Origin of the sequence: Paenibacillus tepidiphilus (assembly GCF_008635795.1) — a bacterium.
GTDB lineage: Bacteria > Bacillota > Bacilli > Paenibacillales > Paenibacillaceae > Paenibacillus_AQ > Paenibacillus_AQ tepidiphilus.
Window position 1 is genome coordinate 194,364 of sequence record NZ_VWRQ01000001.1, and the last position, 16,339, is coordinate 210,702.

The window sequence follows — 16,339 nt, forward strand, 5'->3', positions numbered from 1 at the left end:
GGAATAGAAGCTGTGTCTCAGCACATGGATTATATGATCAGTCCGTATCCTATCCGGATCATGGATCCCAAGGTGGAGGCTTCCAGGCTGCGGCTGAAATCGGTGGCGATCCATCAGGCCGGACACCTCCCCGGCAGAATCCTGTTCCGCCGAGAGGCAGAGTTCGAACATTGGGCGCTGGTACTGATTACCGCAGGTACCGGCAGTTACCTGGAGAGTGGAGGCCGGCAGCAGCAGGTGCGGTCCGGCAGCCTTTTTTTCTTCCGGCCGGGCTACAGCTACAATTTTGGCCCGCCTCCGGGAGGCTTCTGGGATGAATATTACATCAGCTTCTATGGCAAGCGGGTGGAGGAATGGCTGGAAGCGGGCCTTCTGACAGGGGGGACAGTGTTTCAGGGCGTTACGGTGCACAAACTGCAGACGTTCTTTGAAGAAGTATTGTCCCAGATGGACAGCGGCGATGCCGAAGATGCGGACCTGGCCTGCCTGACGCTTGAACGGATGCTGCTGGGAGTTGCGCGGCAGACCGGGACACAGGAGCGTCCCCAGTCCGAGGCCATGAGGAAGATCCGTACCGGTCTGCAGGCCTGTGTGTACGGGAAGACGGAGCCGGAGCAGATTGCCGCAGAACATCATATTTCGCTGTCCACGCTGCGCCGGCAGGTACGGAACAGTACGGGATACCCTTTACACGAATACATACACCGGCTAAAAATGGCCGAAGCGAAGCATCTGCTGCTAAATACCTCTCTGCAGGTGCAGGAAATTGCCGGCCTGCTGCAATACGGCGATCCGTTCTATTTCTCACGATTGTATAAAAAATATATGGGCGTATCTCCCCAATTTTCCCGCAGCAGCATGTGATTCCTGTACTGGTCCGTTTGGCAGCTGTTTGTCGGATTTTGAGGGTTTTTGTTGACACTCATAAATTTGAAATGCTATGATCTAGCTAATATTAACAGTTTTATGGGGAAATTCGACTATGTTAGGCCGGAGATGAAACCATGAGAGAGTATTACTGCATCGCTTGCCGCAGTCTCCATAAGGTGGATATGCATAAGAACCATGCCGTTCGCGTCCTTTCCACCGGGTATCATATCGTTGGCGAACAGCGCTATCAGATCTGCATATGCAATTACCGCAAGCTGCCTGCAGCCCCGCCGGTCCCTTCAAGGCAACCGACAGAGTAACTGAACCAGTTGCAGTAGTTCCGTAGAAATCAAGTGAGCGGCCTGTCTCTCCGGAGACAGGCTATTTTTGCATGCCAACCTTGGTATGTGAACTTTTCGTGAAGAATATTTTCCGCATTTCTATAGGAATTGGGCATAAATGTTTGAAACTTTGAAAAAAACTCATGGCATATTGTTATTTATTTGCAATGAAAACGGTGTCAACAAAAAGGGAAACTTGTTATTGTGATTTTTCTCATGTATGATGCTTTTAACAAAGCTTTAGAAAAGCTCGCATTTTCCAAAAAGTGGAGAATAGGGTGGTGGGATGAAAATCAAGACAACCGCAGATGACAAATGGATCGCCTTGTACAGAACCTTATGTTTGTCCCTCACATCGCTTATGTACCTCATGGACCCTACCGAAGTTTCCATTATTTCCAAATCCCTGCTGATTATCGTGTTATTTATATGCGCTTATATATTCACTTTTTATTACTGCAGACTTCGGAATCAATCGCGGGTCCTCATGATTGCTGTAGCTCTGGAGATGACGGGCGTTCTTGCACTGGCATGGTTTACAGGCGGCCACGATAGTCCGTTCGGCATTTATTTACTGAGCCCGCTGCTGATTGCCGCCGGCTTGCTGCCGCTTTATTTCAGCATCAGCCTGCTTCTGGGCTCGTCTGGGATTTATTTGTTTTTTTATAACATTTCCCCTGTGCACACCGGCATATCTTTTGTAGAAGCCTTATCGGATTTCACCAGCCTGTTTCTAGCCATGGTACTTGCGGTTATAGTTATGCAAATGGTTAATCGGGCGAAGCGGCAGCGGGATGAAGCAAACGCACGGACCAATGACACAATGGAACATATCAAATCGCTGTATCATATCGTGGAGAATTCCAGCCAGCATGACTTTATGAACATCGGCCAGGTTATTACGGATTATGTGGTGAAGCTTACCAAGCTGGATAAAGCTTTGTTCTGGTTCGCCAAGAAGAGCGGAGAGCCTGCGCCACAGAGCCGGCAGACCGGCTGGCTGCACGAAGAGGAGCGCTTCCTCTTCTCGGAATTGGATAAGCATGAGCAGGAGTGGCGGCTGCAGCGTGAACCGTTGTTCAAGAGCCTGCCGGGAATCGGCGATTTCCTGCTGATGCCGGTGCGGATGAGCACCCGTTTTGTCGGTATGATCGGCGTGAAGCTGGAAGCCTCGGAAGGTCTTGAGGGACGACGTTGGTATATCCAGCAGCTGATGTTCCTGTCCGAGCTGAGCGCCATTATTTTGGAGCGCCATGAGCTGGGCGTTATCGAGAACCGGCTGATCATTACCAACGAGCAGAACCGGATTGCCGACGAAATGCACGACAGCGTATCACAGAGCCTGTTCGGCATTGTCTATGCCACCCACTCCCTGAAGCAGACCTGGCGCAAGATGAGTGATACGGAGCTGGAGGAGCAAATCGAGCTGATCCATGATTCGGCGACCAAGGTGGCCAAGGAGCTGCGGATTACAATCTACAGCCTTAGCTCGAAGAAGAGCGGCGGTCCAACCTGGCTGGGCATGGTGAGATCGCATCTGAAGAGTCTGTCCAGACTGAACGATGTGGAGATTGAACTCAAGATAACCGGGGACGATTTCAGTCTCCCCTATCCGTACCATAAAGCCCTGTTCCGGATCATCTCCGAAGCGACGGGCAATGCCATCCGCCATGGGGCAGCGAGCCGGGTGGACGTGGAATTATCGCTCAAACCCAAATGGATCAGATTGTCGATTATCGACGACGGCGTCGGCTTTAACACCGAGCGGCTTTGGGCCGAATCCGAGGAGCACTCCGGCGGGCTAGGCATGAAGAATATGCAGTATCTGGCTCAATCGCTGGGCGGCGATTTTCAGCTGTCGAGCAGCGAGAATGCAGGGACGAGAATTTTAATTACGATACCGGTTGGTGTGGCTGAATTAAAAAATGCATAAACTTTAGGCAGGAGGTCGTTCAAGTGAATATCGTCATTGTTGATGATCACCCTTTGGTGAGAAGAGGACTCGCAGCGGTTATTTCCATGCAGCCCGATCTGAATTTTGCGGGGGAAGCGACCAACGGCCAAGAAGCGCTTCAGGTTATTGAAGAGACGCAGCCTGATCTTGTGCTGATTGATCTGAAGCTTGCTGATGAATCGGGACTCGATGTCATTAAAGCGGCACGTACGCGCGGATTCTCCAGCAAGTTCATTCTGCTGACCTCATCGGCCAGCCGGGAGGACTTCCTGAAGGCGGAGGAGGTGCTGGTGGACGGTTATGTGCTGAAGGAGGCTCTGCCCGAAGAGCTGTTATTCGCCATTCAGCTCGTGCACAAGGGACGCAAATATTATGATCCCGGTCTAATGGAAGATAAGATGCGAATCGGCGGCAGCAGTCCTACCGATGAGCTGACTCCCAAGGAGAAGGAAGTGCTGATTGAGCTGGGCCAGGGGGCTTGCAACCGGGAAATTGCGTCGCGCTTGTTCATCAGTGAATTTACGGTCAAAAAGCATGTGAGCCAGATTCTGGCGAAGCTGCAGGTGGCTGACCGCACGCAGGCGGCATTGTACGCAAATGCGGTGGGATTAAGCAAGTTTGAGATGTCATTCGAGTGAAGTTTTCAAGTAAACCCATATGATCGGCTGAGAACACGGACAATTGTCCGTGTTTTTTTGTGCTGTCTGCTCTCTGACACTGGCCCTGTTGCGGCATGGTACTAAAGTATACCATCGCCCTCCACTATCGTGCCAAACCCAATTACTCCAAAGTGAAGATGAAAGTAATGGTAGGAGCCATGTGGCAAACCCGGGGGATTGATAGAATAAAAGCAAGAAATCTGAAACTTTCATGATTGCTTTCAGAACCCAAAGATTACGGAAGGAGGTTTACTGTGGAAAAGACGATTTTGGATTACATTAACCTGATCAAGAAGAAGCTATGGTTAATTGTGGCATTTGTGTTAGTCTCCTGCTTGACCACCTTCTATGCCAGCAAGAACTTCGTTACTCCCGTCTACTCCGCCTCCGGACAACTGCTTGTCAACAACATCGCAAATGTCCCCGAGAGCAACAATCTCAACAACTTAAACTTCAGCCTTAATCTCATCGAGAGCTACAAGGAAATCATGTTATCTCCTACTATTCTGAAGAGCGTTGTTGCGGAACATCCGGAATTCAAGCTGACAGAAGAGCAACTGGCCGGAAGACTGCAGATTAAGACATCGGAGAAAAGCCAGGTCATCAACGTTAGCGTTCAGGATACGAACTACGCCAATGCCGCCAATATCGTAAACGCGGTTTCGCAGGAATTTATCCGCACCCTGCCGTCACTGATGATGCTGGATAACGTCACGCTGCTGACTCCGGCCGATCCCGCCGATGCACCGGCTCCGGTGAACGGCGGAGTGGCGATGAACCTGATTATCAGCTTTGTCGTATCGCTGATGGCTGCCGTCGGTCTCATTCTGCTGATGGAAACTTTGAGCGGTGCCTTGCGAAGCGAGCGGGAAGCAGTGCACGATCTGGGACTGCCGGTCATTGCCAGCATTCCGGTCATCCGCAAGCGCGATTTGGGCAAAGCGGCAAATGCCAATGCCAGAGTAGGGGAGGGTGCTTATGCTACGGCTGAATAAAAGCTTGATTACAGACCTTAATCCGGCTTCGCATATTTCGGAATCGTTCCGTTCGCTGCGCACGTACATCCGTCAGCTCGGTCTCCTCGGGGGAGAAGGCGGGAAGGTGCTGCTCTTCACTTCCGCCGAGGAAGGCGCAGGAAAGACGACCGTGCTGTCCAACCTGGCGGTATCCTTCGTCCAGGATGGCAAGAAGGTGGCCGTTGTCGATTGCGACCTGCGGCGGCCCGGACTCCACACGGTGTTTGAGGTCGAGGGCAGCCATGGGCTGGCAGCCTACCTCAGCGGTCAAGAGGAAGCCAAGGATGTGGCCGTGTACGGCAATCTGGCGAACCTGGCCGTTATCCCGGCCGGCATGAGCCGGGTTACTCCGCCGGATCTGCTCGGCAACGAACATATGGCGGCGCTGCTCACAGAGCTGAAGGCGAGCTTTGATCTGGTGCTGCTGGATACGCCGCCAGCGGTGGAATACAGCGATGCCCGCATCCTGGCCCCGTTGACCGACGGCGTTATCCTGGTGGCCAGACAGGGGAAATCGAAACGCGAGTCGCTCCGCAAGCTGAAGGCGGTCATGGAGCAAAGCGGCTCGAATATACTCGGGATTGCCATGAATCAGGCGAAGTAAGGAAGTCCGTACCGGCTAGGTTGTGTAAAGAGAAAGATGGGATGGAGAGAAACTTCACTTTCAGGAGGTAGTAGCGATGAAAAAGGTCAAGAAGGTAATCATTCCTGCAGCAGGTCTGGGAACGCGCTTCCTGCCTGCGACGAAGGCGATGCCGAAGGAAATGCTTCCAATCATCAACAAACCGACAATCCAGTACATTGTAGAAGAGGCGATTGCTTCCGGCATTGAGGACATTATCATCGTTACCGGTAAAGGCAAACGGGCCATCGAGGATCACTTCGACAACGCGTTTGAACTGGAATCCCGTCTGCTGGAGGACGGTAAGCTCGACTTGCTGAAAGAGGTGCAGCGATCCTCGAAGGTGGAAATCCACTATATCCGGCAAAAGGAGCCCAAGGGCCTCGGACACGCCGTATGGTGCGCCAGACGCTTCATCGGAGATGAGCCGTTCGGCGTCATGCTCGGCGATGATATCGTCACCGGCAAGGTTCCCTGCCTGAAGCAATTGATCGACCAGTACGAGGAAACGCAGAACTCGGTTATCGGCGTGCAGGAAATTCCGGATGAATTCACCAACCGTTACGGCATCATTGAGCCTGATCTTCAGGACGGACGCCTGTACCGGGTGCAGAATTTCGTGGAGAAGCCGGCGCTGGGAACAGCACCGTCCAACCTGGCCATTATGGGCCGCTACGTCTTCACTCCGAAGATCTTCAAGTACCTGGACCTGCAGGAAAAGGGTGCCGGCGGCGAGATTCAGCTGACCGATGCGATTCAGAAGCTGAATCAGAGCGAACGCGTCTATGCTTACAACTTTGATGGAACAAGATACGATGTCGGTGAACGTCTCGGTTACATTTTGACAACTCTGGAGTTTGCCCTGCAAAGCGATGATTTGCGCTATCCGGTCATGGACGCCATGGCGGAATGGCTCAGCAAAGCGGGACAAACCACCCTGAGCAGTTGAATCTGAAAAACTTGATTTAGGAGGAATGAGAAGAAATGAGCATGCAAAAACTGCCGGAAGACTATGAGGCCGTCCTGCCGAAGCTATACATGCTGCATGCCGAAGAAGGTAAAGAAATGGAATCCTACCTGTTCGTCAAGCGGATCATCGACATTATCTTCTCCGCGCTTGGCCTTCTCGCGCTGCTGCCGCTCTTCGTTCTTGTCGCCGTCCTGATCAAGCTAGAAGATCCTAAGGGCAAGGTGTTCTTCCGCCAAATGCGGGTGGGCAAGGACGAGAAATTGTTCCCCATGTACAAATTCAGATCCATGGTTTCCAATGCCGAAGAGCTGAAGGCTAATCTGCTCGCCTATAACGAAGTGAGCGGTGCGATGTTCAAGATCAAGAACGATCCGCGCATCACCCGGATGGGAAGATTCCTGCGCAAGACGAGCATTGATGAACTGCCTCAGCTCTGGAACGTGCTGATGGGCCATATGAGTCTGGTTGGCCCCCGTCCTCCGCTCGTTGAAGAGGTGGCGCAGTATACGGAATACGACAAGCAGCGCCTGATGGTTACGCCAGGCTGCACCGGTTACTGGCAAGTAACCGCACGCAATAGCGTCGGCTTCGACGAGATGGTACAGCTGGATCTGACCTACATTCAAATCCGCAGTACGATGCTGGACCTGAAGATTATCGTCAAGACCGCGCTCATGCTGCTCGGCTCCAAAAATGCTTACTAAAAATATGGGAATTAGGTGAATGCCGATGCATGAATACGGAGACGCTCCTAAGATTTCCATAATTATCTGCACTTATAACAGATCGGCTTTACTGCTTAAGACACTTCAATCGCTTCTGCCGCTCCAGGCGCTCAGCCAGGCGGAAATCATCGTGGTGGATAACGTCTCTACGGATGATACAGCGGCAGTCATCAAGAGCTTTATTGCCGCTCACGGTGCGGATATGGATATCCGCTATTTACTGGAGCCGGTACAAGGGTTGTCGGCAGCCCGAAACTCGGGCATTCTGGCCTCCAGATCGCCGATTATCGCCTTTCTCGACGACGACGCCATTCCGTGTCAGGAGTGGATCCCGACGATTATAGGCAGCTTCGCCGAACGGCCCGAGGTGATGGCGATGGGCGGCAAGATCGCCCCCATCTTCGAGAGCGCCCGCCCGGAGTGGCTGATCAAGCCGTTTGAGCTTCCTTATACGATTGTTGATTTGGGCAACCGGATCAAGGAATATCCGAAGGGGCTCCATCCCTGCGGTGCCAATATGGCGATGCGCAAGCTCGTCTTTGATATCAGCCTGTTTCCGCTGGAGCTGGGGAGAAAGGGCGACTCGCTTCTTTCCGGTGAAGAGACCTGGCTGTTCGGACAGATCAAGCAGCAAGGACACCAGATCCTGTATCATCCGCAGATGGCGGTGGATCACTTTGTCCCGGCAGGCCGGCTGACCGAAGACTGGATTATGAAACGGTATTACAGCCAGGGTATATCAAATGCAATGAAAAGCGAAGGCGTGAAAGGCCATCTGCTTCTACTGGGCAAGACGGCGGCCAAAGCGGTGTATATTATGGCCGATTCCGTCCTCGCCCGCAGCCAGGGCAGAAAGCTCCTTAACCGGTGCCGGCTGGAGAGCATTCGCGGAACGCTTCATATGGTATGGAACCGTAAGAGGGAATCTGCAGCGGGGTGAGGGAAGACAATGACCAATTTTGAGTGGGGCTCCAAATTAAGCAGTGTGCCATACGGAATGCTCTACCTGCTATCCGCCCTGTTTCTGGGAGCGGCGGTCATCTTTCAGCCGGTCATTGCGGTGGCAATGGTGCTTCTGATCCTGCTGCTAGTGGTTTCCATCTCGCGGCCGGAGCTGATCAGCTATTTCGTTCTGCTGACGACGGCCATATCCATTAACTTCTTGTATAGCGGGAGCATGTTCGGTGTCGAGATCCTTTCGCTTTACAAGCTGGTGATTCTGATGCTGCTGGTGCCATGCATCCTGGTGAACGGCCTGAAGTTCAAGCTCAGCCCGCCGCTATGGGCAATGGTGGGGCTGGTGTTTATCACCTTCGCCTTCTCGATCTGGCTGCCGGAGATGAGCGCATCGATCGCCATCAAAGCCTTTATCGGCTTGTCGCTGCCCTTCGTCTTCCTCCTGATCAACTGGAAGAAGGAAGTAGCTGAGAAGCAGATCCGCATCATCGCGCTTCTGCCGCTAGTCTCCGTACTGGCCGGGATCGTGATGCAGGCCGCTCATCTGCACAGCTTTCTGGCCGTCGAGTTCACGGGTGCAGTGCGGGTCCAGGGTGCCAACATTCCGGCGCATCTGGCAATGCTGGCCTTTATGGGCGTAGCGATTTCGTTCATCGAAATCAAGCGCAGCCCGCAGCATATCCGCTTTTTCTACACCATGCTCGCAGTCAACTTCCTGATTCTGCTCGGGACAGGAACGCGCGGCCCCATGCTGGCGCTGGTCCTGATGGTTCTGTACTATTTCTACGATATTTCCCGCCAGTACCTGAAGGGAAAGTCGCTGTATCTGATCCCGCTGCTGGGATCGGCCATCCTGCTGGGAGCGGCTGTGTACCTGCAAATGGATAATCTCATGAAACGCTCCTTCGAGCGGACTACGGACACGGCAGTAGACCTGTCGGGCCGGTCGGAGGCCTGGGAGTATTTCCTGAATAAAGCGGAAGGCTCGCCCCTGGCGGGCAGAGGCTTAGGAGCGGTGACCGTGGCGAATGACGGAAGTCTTTATAAAGGCTTTGTGGTTCCGCACAACGAGTACATCCGGTTCTACTTCGACGGTGGATATATTGGCGCCGTGCTGCTGTTTATATCCCTGATTGCCGTGTTTGTTCTGGTTTATAAAGTGTTGGCACCGCCGGCCAAACCCTATTATTTGCTGTTTATAGCAGCGTTCCTGATTTATTCGTTTTCCGATAACACGCTGTCGACGGTCCAATCCATTATTCCGTTCTGTTGGTACCTGAACTGTTTGTATCGATCTTCACAGCGGGCCGATTCTCCTCAAAAAGAAGTGATACGATGAACCAAGTGAACATGTTCGATGTCAACTTTAATAACTATGATTTCATGGATCTGCTTGACTACATCGACAAGACGATCAAGGAAAGGACACAATCCTACATCCTGACCTGCAATGTCGACCACGTGATCAAGCTGCGCAAGGACAAAGAGTTCCAGACGGTCTATTCCCAGGCCGGTGCGGTGGTGGCGGACGGCATGCCGCTGATCTGGGCCTCGAAGATGCTCGGCAAACCGCTGAAGCAGAAAGTGTCCGGCGCCGATCTCTTCAGCCGCCTTGGAGATGCCTTCGAGGAACGTAATTACCGGCTGTTCTTTCTCGGCTCAGCGGAAGGCGTGCCCGAGAAGGCGACCAAGAATCTCAAGGCCTCCTACCCGGGTATGAATATTGTCGGCTGCTATTCTCCCTCCTACGGCTTCGAACACAATGAAGAAGAGAATAAGCGGATCATTGAGATGCTGAATGAGAGCCGGCCCGATATCGTGTTTGTGGGTGTGGGAGCGCCGAAACAAGAGAAATGGATTTACCGGCATTACAACTCCTATCAGGCGCCGATTTCCATCGGTGTGGGAGCGACGTTTGATTTCCTCTCCGGTTCGGTGAAGCGGGCTCCCGACTTCATGCAGCGAACCGGCCTGGAGTGGTTCTGGCGGCTTAGCCAGGAGCCCGGCCGGTTATGGAAGAGATATCTCGTCGACGATGCCCAGTTCCTGATCTTGCTGCTGAAGGAATTGCGCAAGAAGGAGCGATTGAAGAAGGGCAGCCTGGAATAACATTGGCAAAGGTGATGGCCGTGCTGACGGAGGTGGAGGGAAAGTGATGAAAGCCAAGGATGAGGGCGGCCTGACGCTAAGGGCCCGATATTCGCTGAAGTCGGCCGGGTTAATGGCCGTGACATGTGCCGCAGGGCTTGCTCTTCCGCTGATCATCGGCTTAATCAGCGCACAGCTCAGCGATTCTGACAGCCTGCAGGGCGTCATACTGGCAGGGCTGCTGTTTCCGGCTCTTCTGCTTGCGCTGCTGAAGCCCAAGCAGCTGATTCCGTACACGCTGCTGATCTGGGCGGTGGCTCCGGAGTTGCGGCGGATCGCCGACTGGTCCGAGGGGGTTTATCACTCGGTCTCGCTGCTCAGTCTGGCCCCGATCCTGACGGGAGCGACACTGGCGATTCCGGTGCTGAAGGAGATCCACCGTATCCGCAAATCCTATGTCCGGATCATCGTGCTCTTCGGGGTCGCCCTGGCTTACGGAGCGCTGATCGGGCTGGCGAAGAACGGAATGGGCTCCGTGTACGATCTGGCCAACTATATCGTCCCGCTGCTGCTGATTCCATTCTGCGCAGTTACGCGGTTCACCGCCAAGGATATTGACCGGCTGCTGAATACCTTTGCCAACATTGCTGTGCTTGTAGCCATCTACGGCATCGTCCAGTATCTGACGGTTCCGCCCTGGGATGCCTTCTGGATGCGCAATGCCGATATGATGTCCATTGGAACGCCGTATCCTCTGGAAATCCGCGTCTTCTCCACCCTGAATTCTCCGGGCCCGGCGGCGACCTTTCTGGTCTTCGCGCTGGTGCCGATGATTCTGGAGAAGAAATGGCGGGGCATGCTGAGCTGGGCCGGTGTCCTGCTTGTGGTGGTCTGCCTGCTGACCACGCTGGTGCGTTCCGCTTGGCTGGTACTGCTGGTCATGCTGCTGGTGTACATTGCCACATCGCCTTCCAAGGGCAAGTGGAAGACGCTGCTGCAGCTTAGCATTGTCGCTGCGGCGCTCTTCTGGATTGTCCCCAAGCTGCCAGGGGCTGAAGGACTGGTAGCGCGGATGGAGACGCTGACCTCGGTGTCAGAGGACCACTCCTACAATGAGCGGCTGGTCCTGTGGCAGAACATGCTGCCGATGGTAGCTTCGAATCCGGTCGGCCAAGGCATCGGCAGCGTCGGCCAGAGCACCAAGCTCGGCAACGGAGGCGAGCTTGGCGAGTACGGTGTCATGGACAACGGCGTCATCGCCCTGCTGCTGACCTTCGGCGTATTGGGCGGGCTGTTCTTCTTCGGCGGCCTGGGCGCTGCACTGAAGCAGATTCTCGGCAAAGTCACCAGCAAGAACAGCCTGCAGCCTTATGCCCGGCTGGCTCTGGCCGCCTGGATGGGCGCTGTGGTCAGCCTGCTGTCGGACAACGGCTTTCCCGGACTGAAAGGATACCTGATTTGGATGCTGATCGGCCTCGGCCTCGGCGCCAAAGAGATGATAGAGAGCAGAAAGAAGGGAACACCGTATGCAGCAGTTGAACGCGAAATCACCGCCGGCTAATTCGGTCTGGTCTACGGTCAAGCGGTTTACGAAGAGCCGCAATAACAGCTCGGCCGCAGTCAAGACCATGATTGTCAGCATCCTGATCCTGCTGGTCAATATGCTGACCGGGGTCCTGACCGCAAGATATCTGGGCCCGACAGGACGCGGTGAGCAGACCGCCATGGTGAACTGGTCACAGTTCCTGGCCTTCAGCCTCAGCTTCGGCATCCCTTCGGCACTGATCTACAATGCGAAGAAGAATCCGGAGGATGCCGGTGCACTGTACCGCATTGCGCTGCTGATCGGCGTCGGCTTCGGGATTCTGGCGACCCTGATCGGGGTAATCGTACTGCCTTACTGGCTGGATGCCTTCGATCCGCAGGTTGTCCTGTTCGCCCAATGGTCGATGGTGCTGTGTCCCATAGTTGTGATTTCGCAGATCAACAACGCCGCCTTTCAGTTCCGGGGCGATTACAGCAAGTTCAACCTGATCCGTTATCTGGTGCCGCTGCTGACGCTGGCGGCCATCGGTATCCTGATCCTGCTGGATGCGATCACACCGTATACCACGGCGCTGGCGTATCTGCTCCCGGCGATGCCGCTGTTTATAGCGAACACCGTATCGCTGCTGCGCACTTACCGGGTGAAGATGAAGGATGCTTACCTGAACTTCAAGCGGCTGATCACCTACGGGTTCGGCTCGTACGGCAATGATCTGCTCGGCCAATTCACAACCTATATTGACCAGATTCTGATCGCCGCCCTGCTGCGGCCGGCTGATCTCGGATTGTATGCCGTGGCGGTAAGTCTCTCCCGGATGGTCAATTTCTTCTCAAACTCGGTGAAGGTGGTGCTCTTCCCGAAAGCCTCCGAGCTGTCGAAAGACGATGCAATTGCCCTGACCTTCAGGGCTTTCCGGATCAGCACCACCGTTACACTGCTCGGCTCGCTGCTTCTCATGCTGATCGCTCCGTTTATTATTCCGCTGCTGTACGGCAAGGAGTTCAACACTGCGCTGACGGTGTTCCGCCTGCTGCTGCTGGAGGTAACGATCAGCGGAGGAACGCTGATTCTGGCCCAGATGTTCATGGCGCTTGGCAAGCCGAAGTTCGTATCCATTCTCCAGGGTGTGGGCCTGGCCCTGGTCGTGCCGCTCCTGTTCTGGCTGGTTCCGGAATACGGACTGTTCGGAGCAGGAATGGCAATGCTGCTGTCGGGAGCGCTGCGCTTCCTGTTCATTATTCTCAATATCAAATTCGGGTTGAAGGTCAAGCTTCCCCGGCTGCTGATTACCGGGGGCGATCTTCAGTGGATGAAGACGACAATGAATTCTTATATCCGCAAGAAACCGGCGGATGCTTAGGCCAAACAACCAAAGGAGGAAACCTTCATGGATTCAGTGACCAGCGTGCTTGGCGGACCGGGCAGTTATCCCATCTCGGCTGTCATCATTGCACAGGATGACGAAGTTCGGATTGCCAAAGCCATCAAGTCCTGCCGGCTCTTCGCCGATGAGGTGGTTGTCATTGATGGGGGCAGCAAAGACGGGACGGTAGAGCTGTCCGAGAGCCTCGGCTGCCGGGTCTTCGTTAACCCATGGCCCGGATATGCAAAGCAGAGGGAATTCGGGGTAGAACGCGCCGTCCATGACTGGGTCTTCCTGATTGACACCGACGAGGTGGTCAGCGAAGAGCTGGCGCAGGATATCCTGCGGCGCAAGCCGGGGTTGACGGATGCTACAGTCGCCTATTCGCTGTACCGCATCGGCGACTTTCTCGGCCGGTGGCTTGACAAGGGCGAATACCTGGTGCGCCTCTACAACCGCAAGGCATACGGTATCCGCAACTCTCTGGTGCATGAGATGCCGGAGGTGTCGGAAGAGCGTACGGAGAAGCTGGACGGGGTGCTCTGGCATCAGGGCTTCCGCAGCATCAACGACCATGTCAACCGGTTCAACAAATATACCGATCTTGAGGCGCAGAGCGCCTATGCCAGCGGCAAGCCGTTCAAGCTGCGGAATCTCCTGCTGCGTCCGCCGGCACGGTTCGTGCAGAAGTACTTCCTGCATGGACTGTTCAAGAAAGGTATTGCGGGCTTCGCGGTATCTGTGTTCTGGGTGATGTACGAATTCATGGTCGGCTTCAAGCATTATGAATTGACCAGCTCCGGCAGGCTTGAGCGGCATAACGCGCTGGGCCAGGCCGAGACAGAGAAGAAAGGGGAGAGAAGCTATGCCGTACAGTGACGGACTCAATATTATGACAACCGGACTCAGCTGGCCTTCGCTGCAGCCCGGCGGCCTGAATACGTACTTCAAGCACGTATGCGAGCAGCTCTCCTTGCGCAACCGGGTGGATGCGCTGATCTGCAGTCAGGAGACGCCAGTCACCCCGAAGGATCTTATCATTCATAATGCCGGAGATCCCAAGGAGACGATCTGGAAACGCAAGGATGCGTTCCAGCGCAAAGCGGCGGAGCTGATGGGCGGCGGCAGCGGGCGGGTGGATATTCTCTACTCCCACTTTGCACCGTACGGCGTCGGTCCGGCACTTGAAGCGAAGAAGCGCGGGATTCCTGTGATTATGACCTTCCACGGTCCATGGAACGAAGAGATGAAGATTGAAGGGCAAGGCATCAAGCATAGAGTCAAGACGACGATTGCCAAGTCCATTGAGAATAAAGCCTATAAGCTGGCAGATAAATTTATTGTCCTGAGCGAGTATTTCCGCGATATGCTGCACCGCCTGCACGGCGTGCCGCTGCATAAGATTATCGTCATTCCCGGAGCGGCCAATGTGGAACGATTCGTTCCGGCAAGCAACAAGCTGGCGATCCGCCGGACGCTGAATCTGCCGGAAGGCGCAACGACGGTGCTTACCGTCCGCCGGCTGATGAACCGGATGGGGCTCTTGCAGCTGCTGGAAGCCTGGAAGCAGGTATCCGAGCGCTTCCCCAATGCCATCCTGCTGATCGGCGGCAAAGGGCCGCTGCGCGGCGAGCTGGAGGAGAAAATATCCGATTACGGCCTGGGGAACAAAGTGAGACTGCTCGGCTACATTCCCGACCAGGATCTGGCCAGCTATTATCAGGCTGCCGACATGTTCGTTGTACCGTCGCAGGCGCTGGAGGGCTTCGGACTGATTACGGTCGAGGCGCTGGCCACCGGGCTGCCGGTCATGGCGACTCCGGTCGGCGGGAACAAGGAGATTCTCCAGGGCTTCCGCCCGGAGCTGCTCTTCAAAGGCTCCGGCAGCGAGGATATGGCTGAGGGCATGATCCACATGCTGAGCAACCGCAAGCTGCTCCCGAGCCGTGAGGAATGCCGGAACCATGCACTGGAGAAATACACCTGGCAGCGTGTGGGCGACCAGGTGGAGGCAGTGTTCCATGAAATGCTCGGAAAGGATGTGGCGGCAGGATGCTAAAAGTCGCATATATCGATCATACCGCCAAGTGGAGCGGCGGGGAGGTTGCCCTGTTCAACATCCTCACCAATATCGGCAAGGAGATCCAGCCGCTGGTCATTCTGGCGGAGGAGGGGGCCCTTGCCGAGCGCCTGCGGGAGAGAGGCATCGACGTCCGCATTATTCCGCTGGACGAGAGCATCCGCAGCCGCGGACGGAATACGGTCAACCTCGGCGCACCGGCTGCAGCGCTCAAGCTGCTGTCCTACGGCGGCAAGCTTGCACCGCTGCTGAAGGAAGAGAAGGTGGACTGTGTGCACACCAATTCCCTGAAGTCGGCGCTGTACGGCGCAATTGCCGCCAAGAAAGCGGGCGTCCCGCTGATCTGGCATATCCGTGACCATATCGGCACGCCTTACCTGAAGCCGGTGGTCGCCAAGGCCATTCGGGTGCTGTCGCGGCTGCTCCCGAACGGCGTCATCGCGAACTCGCACTCCACGCTGAACGCGCTGGAGCTGCCCCGCACGAAGAAGACGCTGGTCGTCTACTCCGCCTTCGCGAAGGCGATTGGCGAAGGCGCGCTGAAGCGCAGCCAGCAGCAGGATTTCAACGTGCTGCTCGTCGGCCGCCTGGCCCACTGGAAGGGCCAGCATATCGTGCTGGAAGCGGCCAAGGCGTTCAAGCAGGACCCGCGGGTCAAGTTCTGGCTCGCCGGCGATGCGCTGTTCGGCGAAGAGGAATACAAGCAAGAATTGCTGCAGAAGATCGAGCAGGATGACCTCACGAACGTCAGCCTGCTGGGTCATGTGGATGATATACAGGGTCTCATGAGCAATGCCGATTTGCTGATCCACACCTCGATTACACCGGAGCCGTTCGGCCAGGTGATCGTCGAGGGCATGGCAGCCGGGCTTCCGGTTATCGCCTCAAATGAGGGCGGGCCAGTGGAAATTGTCGTTCCCGGTCAGACGGGGCTGCTCATTCAGCCCGGCGACCCGGCTGTACTGGCCGACGCCATTACCTGGATGCTGAACCACCCCGCCGAACGGAGACAGATGGCCGAGAATGGCATGAAGCGGGTCAAAGAGCATTTTGTCATCGAGAATACGGTGAAAGACATTGTCGATTATTACAAAGGACTGCTCGCGGCTACCTGACGCATAGCGGATAGGCGGCGGGACCCCAGGTGC

General features: G+C 55.1%; 16 protein-coding genes. All 16 read left to right on the forward strand.

Translation table 11 applies throughout. From position 1 onward, the window contains the following. Nucleotides 1-12: 12 nt before the first annotated feature. The 16 genes from F1379_RS00865 to F1379_RS00940 all read left to right on the forward strand — a co-directional run bounded on the left by F1379_RS00865 (nucleotide 13) and on the right by F1379_RS00940 (nucleotide 16,306). Nucleotides 13-864: a helix-turn-helix transcriptional regulator gene (locus F1379_RS00865; protein ID WP_150265328.1), complete on the forward strand. Its 852-nt coding sequence runs from the start codon at nucleotides 13-15 to the stop codon at nucleotides 862-864. 140 nt (nucleotides 865-1,004) lie between these two features. Next, nucleotides 1,005-1,190, forward strand: coding sequence for a hypothetical protein (locus tag F1379_RS00870; RefSeq protein ID WP_150265330.1), 186 nt, complete (start codon nucleotides 1,005-1,007; stop codon nucleotides 1,188-1,190). A 508-nt stretch (nucleotides 1,191-1,698) separates the two neighbouring features. Then, nucleotides 1,699-3,144 carry an ATP-binding protein gene (locus F1379_RS00875; RefSeq protein ID WP_239004503.1) on the forward strand — a complete coding sequence of 482 codons (1,446 nt, stop codon included), beginning with the start codon at nucleotides 1,699-1,701 and terminating at the stop codon, nucleotides 3,142-3,144. 23 nt (nucleotides 3,145-3,167) lie between these two features. Beyond that, complete coding sequence (locus F1379_RS00880) at nucleotides 3,168-3,803, forward strand: response regulator (protein ID WP_150265334.1); 636 nt, start codon at nucleotides 3,168-3,170, stop codon at nucleotides 3,801-3,803. 275 nt (nucleotides 3,804-4,078) lie between these two features. Further along, the gene (locus F1379_RS00885) at nucleotides 4,079-4,819 is read left to right on the forward strand and encodes a YveK family protein (protein ID WP_150265336.1); all 741 of its coding nucleotides are present in this window, start codon (nucleotides 4,079-4,081) and stop codon (nucleotides 4,817-4,819) included. Next, entirely contained in the window at nucleotides 4,803-5,444 is a 642-nt protein-coding gene (locus F1379_RS00890) for a CpsD/CapB family tyrosine-protein kinase (RefSeq protein ID WP_150265338.1), read from the forward strand. The genes F1379_RS00885 and F1379_RS00890 overlap by 17 nt, the downstream gene beginning before the upstream one ends. Nucleotides 5,445-5,520: 76 nt before the next feature. Beyond that, nucleotides 5,521-6,411, forward strand: coding sequence for a UTP--glucose-1-phosphate uridylyltransferase GalU (gene galU, locus F1379_RS00895; protein ID WP_150265340.1), 891 nt, complete (start codon nucleotides 5,521-5,523; stop codon nucleotides 6,409-6,411). Between the two features lie 35 nt (nucleotides 6,412-6,446). Further along, nucleotides 6,447-7,136 (forward strand): sugar transferase, encoded by a 690-nt coding sequence (locus F1379_RS00900; protein WP_150265342.1) that lies wholly within the window; start codon nucleotides 6,447-6,449, stop codon nucleotides 7,134-7,136. Between the two features lie 19 nt (nucleotides 7,137-7,155). Beyond that, nucleotides 7,156-8,097 carry a glycosyltransferase gene (locus F1379_RS00905; protein WP_239004504.1) on the forward strand — a complete coding sequence of 314 codons (942 nt, stop codon included), beginning with the start codon at nucleotides 7,156-7,158 and terminating at the stop codon, nucleotides 8,095-8,097. Between the two features lie 9 nt (nucleotides 8,098-8,106). Then, a complete protein-coding gene (locus F1379_RS00910) occupies nucleotides 8,107-9,453 on the forward strand; it encodes an O-antigen ligase family protein (protein WP_150265344.1) in 1,347 nt (448 codons plus the stop codon). Beyond that, the gene (locus tag F1379_RS00915; RefSeq protein WP_150265346.1) at nucleotides 9,450-10,223 is read left to right on the forward strand and encodes a WecB/TagA/CpsF family glycosyltransferase; all 774 of its coding nucleotides are present in this window, start codon (nucleotides 9,450-9,452) and stop codon (nucleotides 10,221-10,223) included. The genes F1379_RS00910 and F1379_RS00915 overlap by 4 nt, the downstream gene beginning before the upstream one ends. Before the next feature lie 46 nt (nucleotides 10,224-10,269). After that, a complete protein-coding gene (locus tag F1379_RS00920; RefSeq protein ID WP_239004505.1) occupies nucleotides 10,270-11,763 on the forward strand; it encodes an O-antigen ligase family protein in 1,494 nt (497 codons plus the stop codon). Then, nucleotides 11,729-13,108 (forward strand): lipopolysaccharide biosynthesis protein, encoded by a 1,380-nt coding sequence (locus F1379_RS00925; RefSeq protein ID WP_150265348.1) that lies wholly within the window; start codon nucleotides 11,729-11,731, stop codon nucleotides 13,106-13,108. Before F1379_RS00920 ends, F1379_RS00925 begins: the two co-directional genes overlap by 35 nt. Before the next feature lie 27 nt (nucleotides 13,109-13,135). Beyond that, entirely contained in the window at nucleotides 13,136-13,990 is an 855-nt protein-coding gene (locus tag F1379_RS00930; RefSeq protein ID WP_150265350.1) for a glycosyltransferase family 2 protein, read from the forward strand. Continuing rightward, nucleotides 13,977-15,170 (forward strand): glycosyltransferase family 4 protein, encoded by a 1,194-nt coding sequence (locus tag F1379_RS00935; protein ID WP_150265352.1) that lies wholly within the window; start codon nucleotides 13,977-13,979, stop codon nucleotides 15,168-15,170. Before F1379_RS00930 ends, F1379_RS00935 begins: the two co-directional genes overlap by 14 nt. After that, nucleotides 15,164-16,306, forward strand: coding sequence for a glycosyltransferase family 4 protein (locus tag F1379_RS00940; protein WP_150265354.1), 1,143 nt, complete (start codon nucleotides 15,164-15,166; stop codon nucleotides 16,304-16,306). Before F1379_RS00935 ends, F1379_RS00940 begins: the two co-directional genes overlap by 7 nt. The last annotated feature ends 33 nt before the right edge of the window (nucleotides 16,307-16,339 follow it).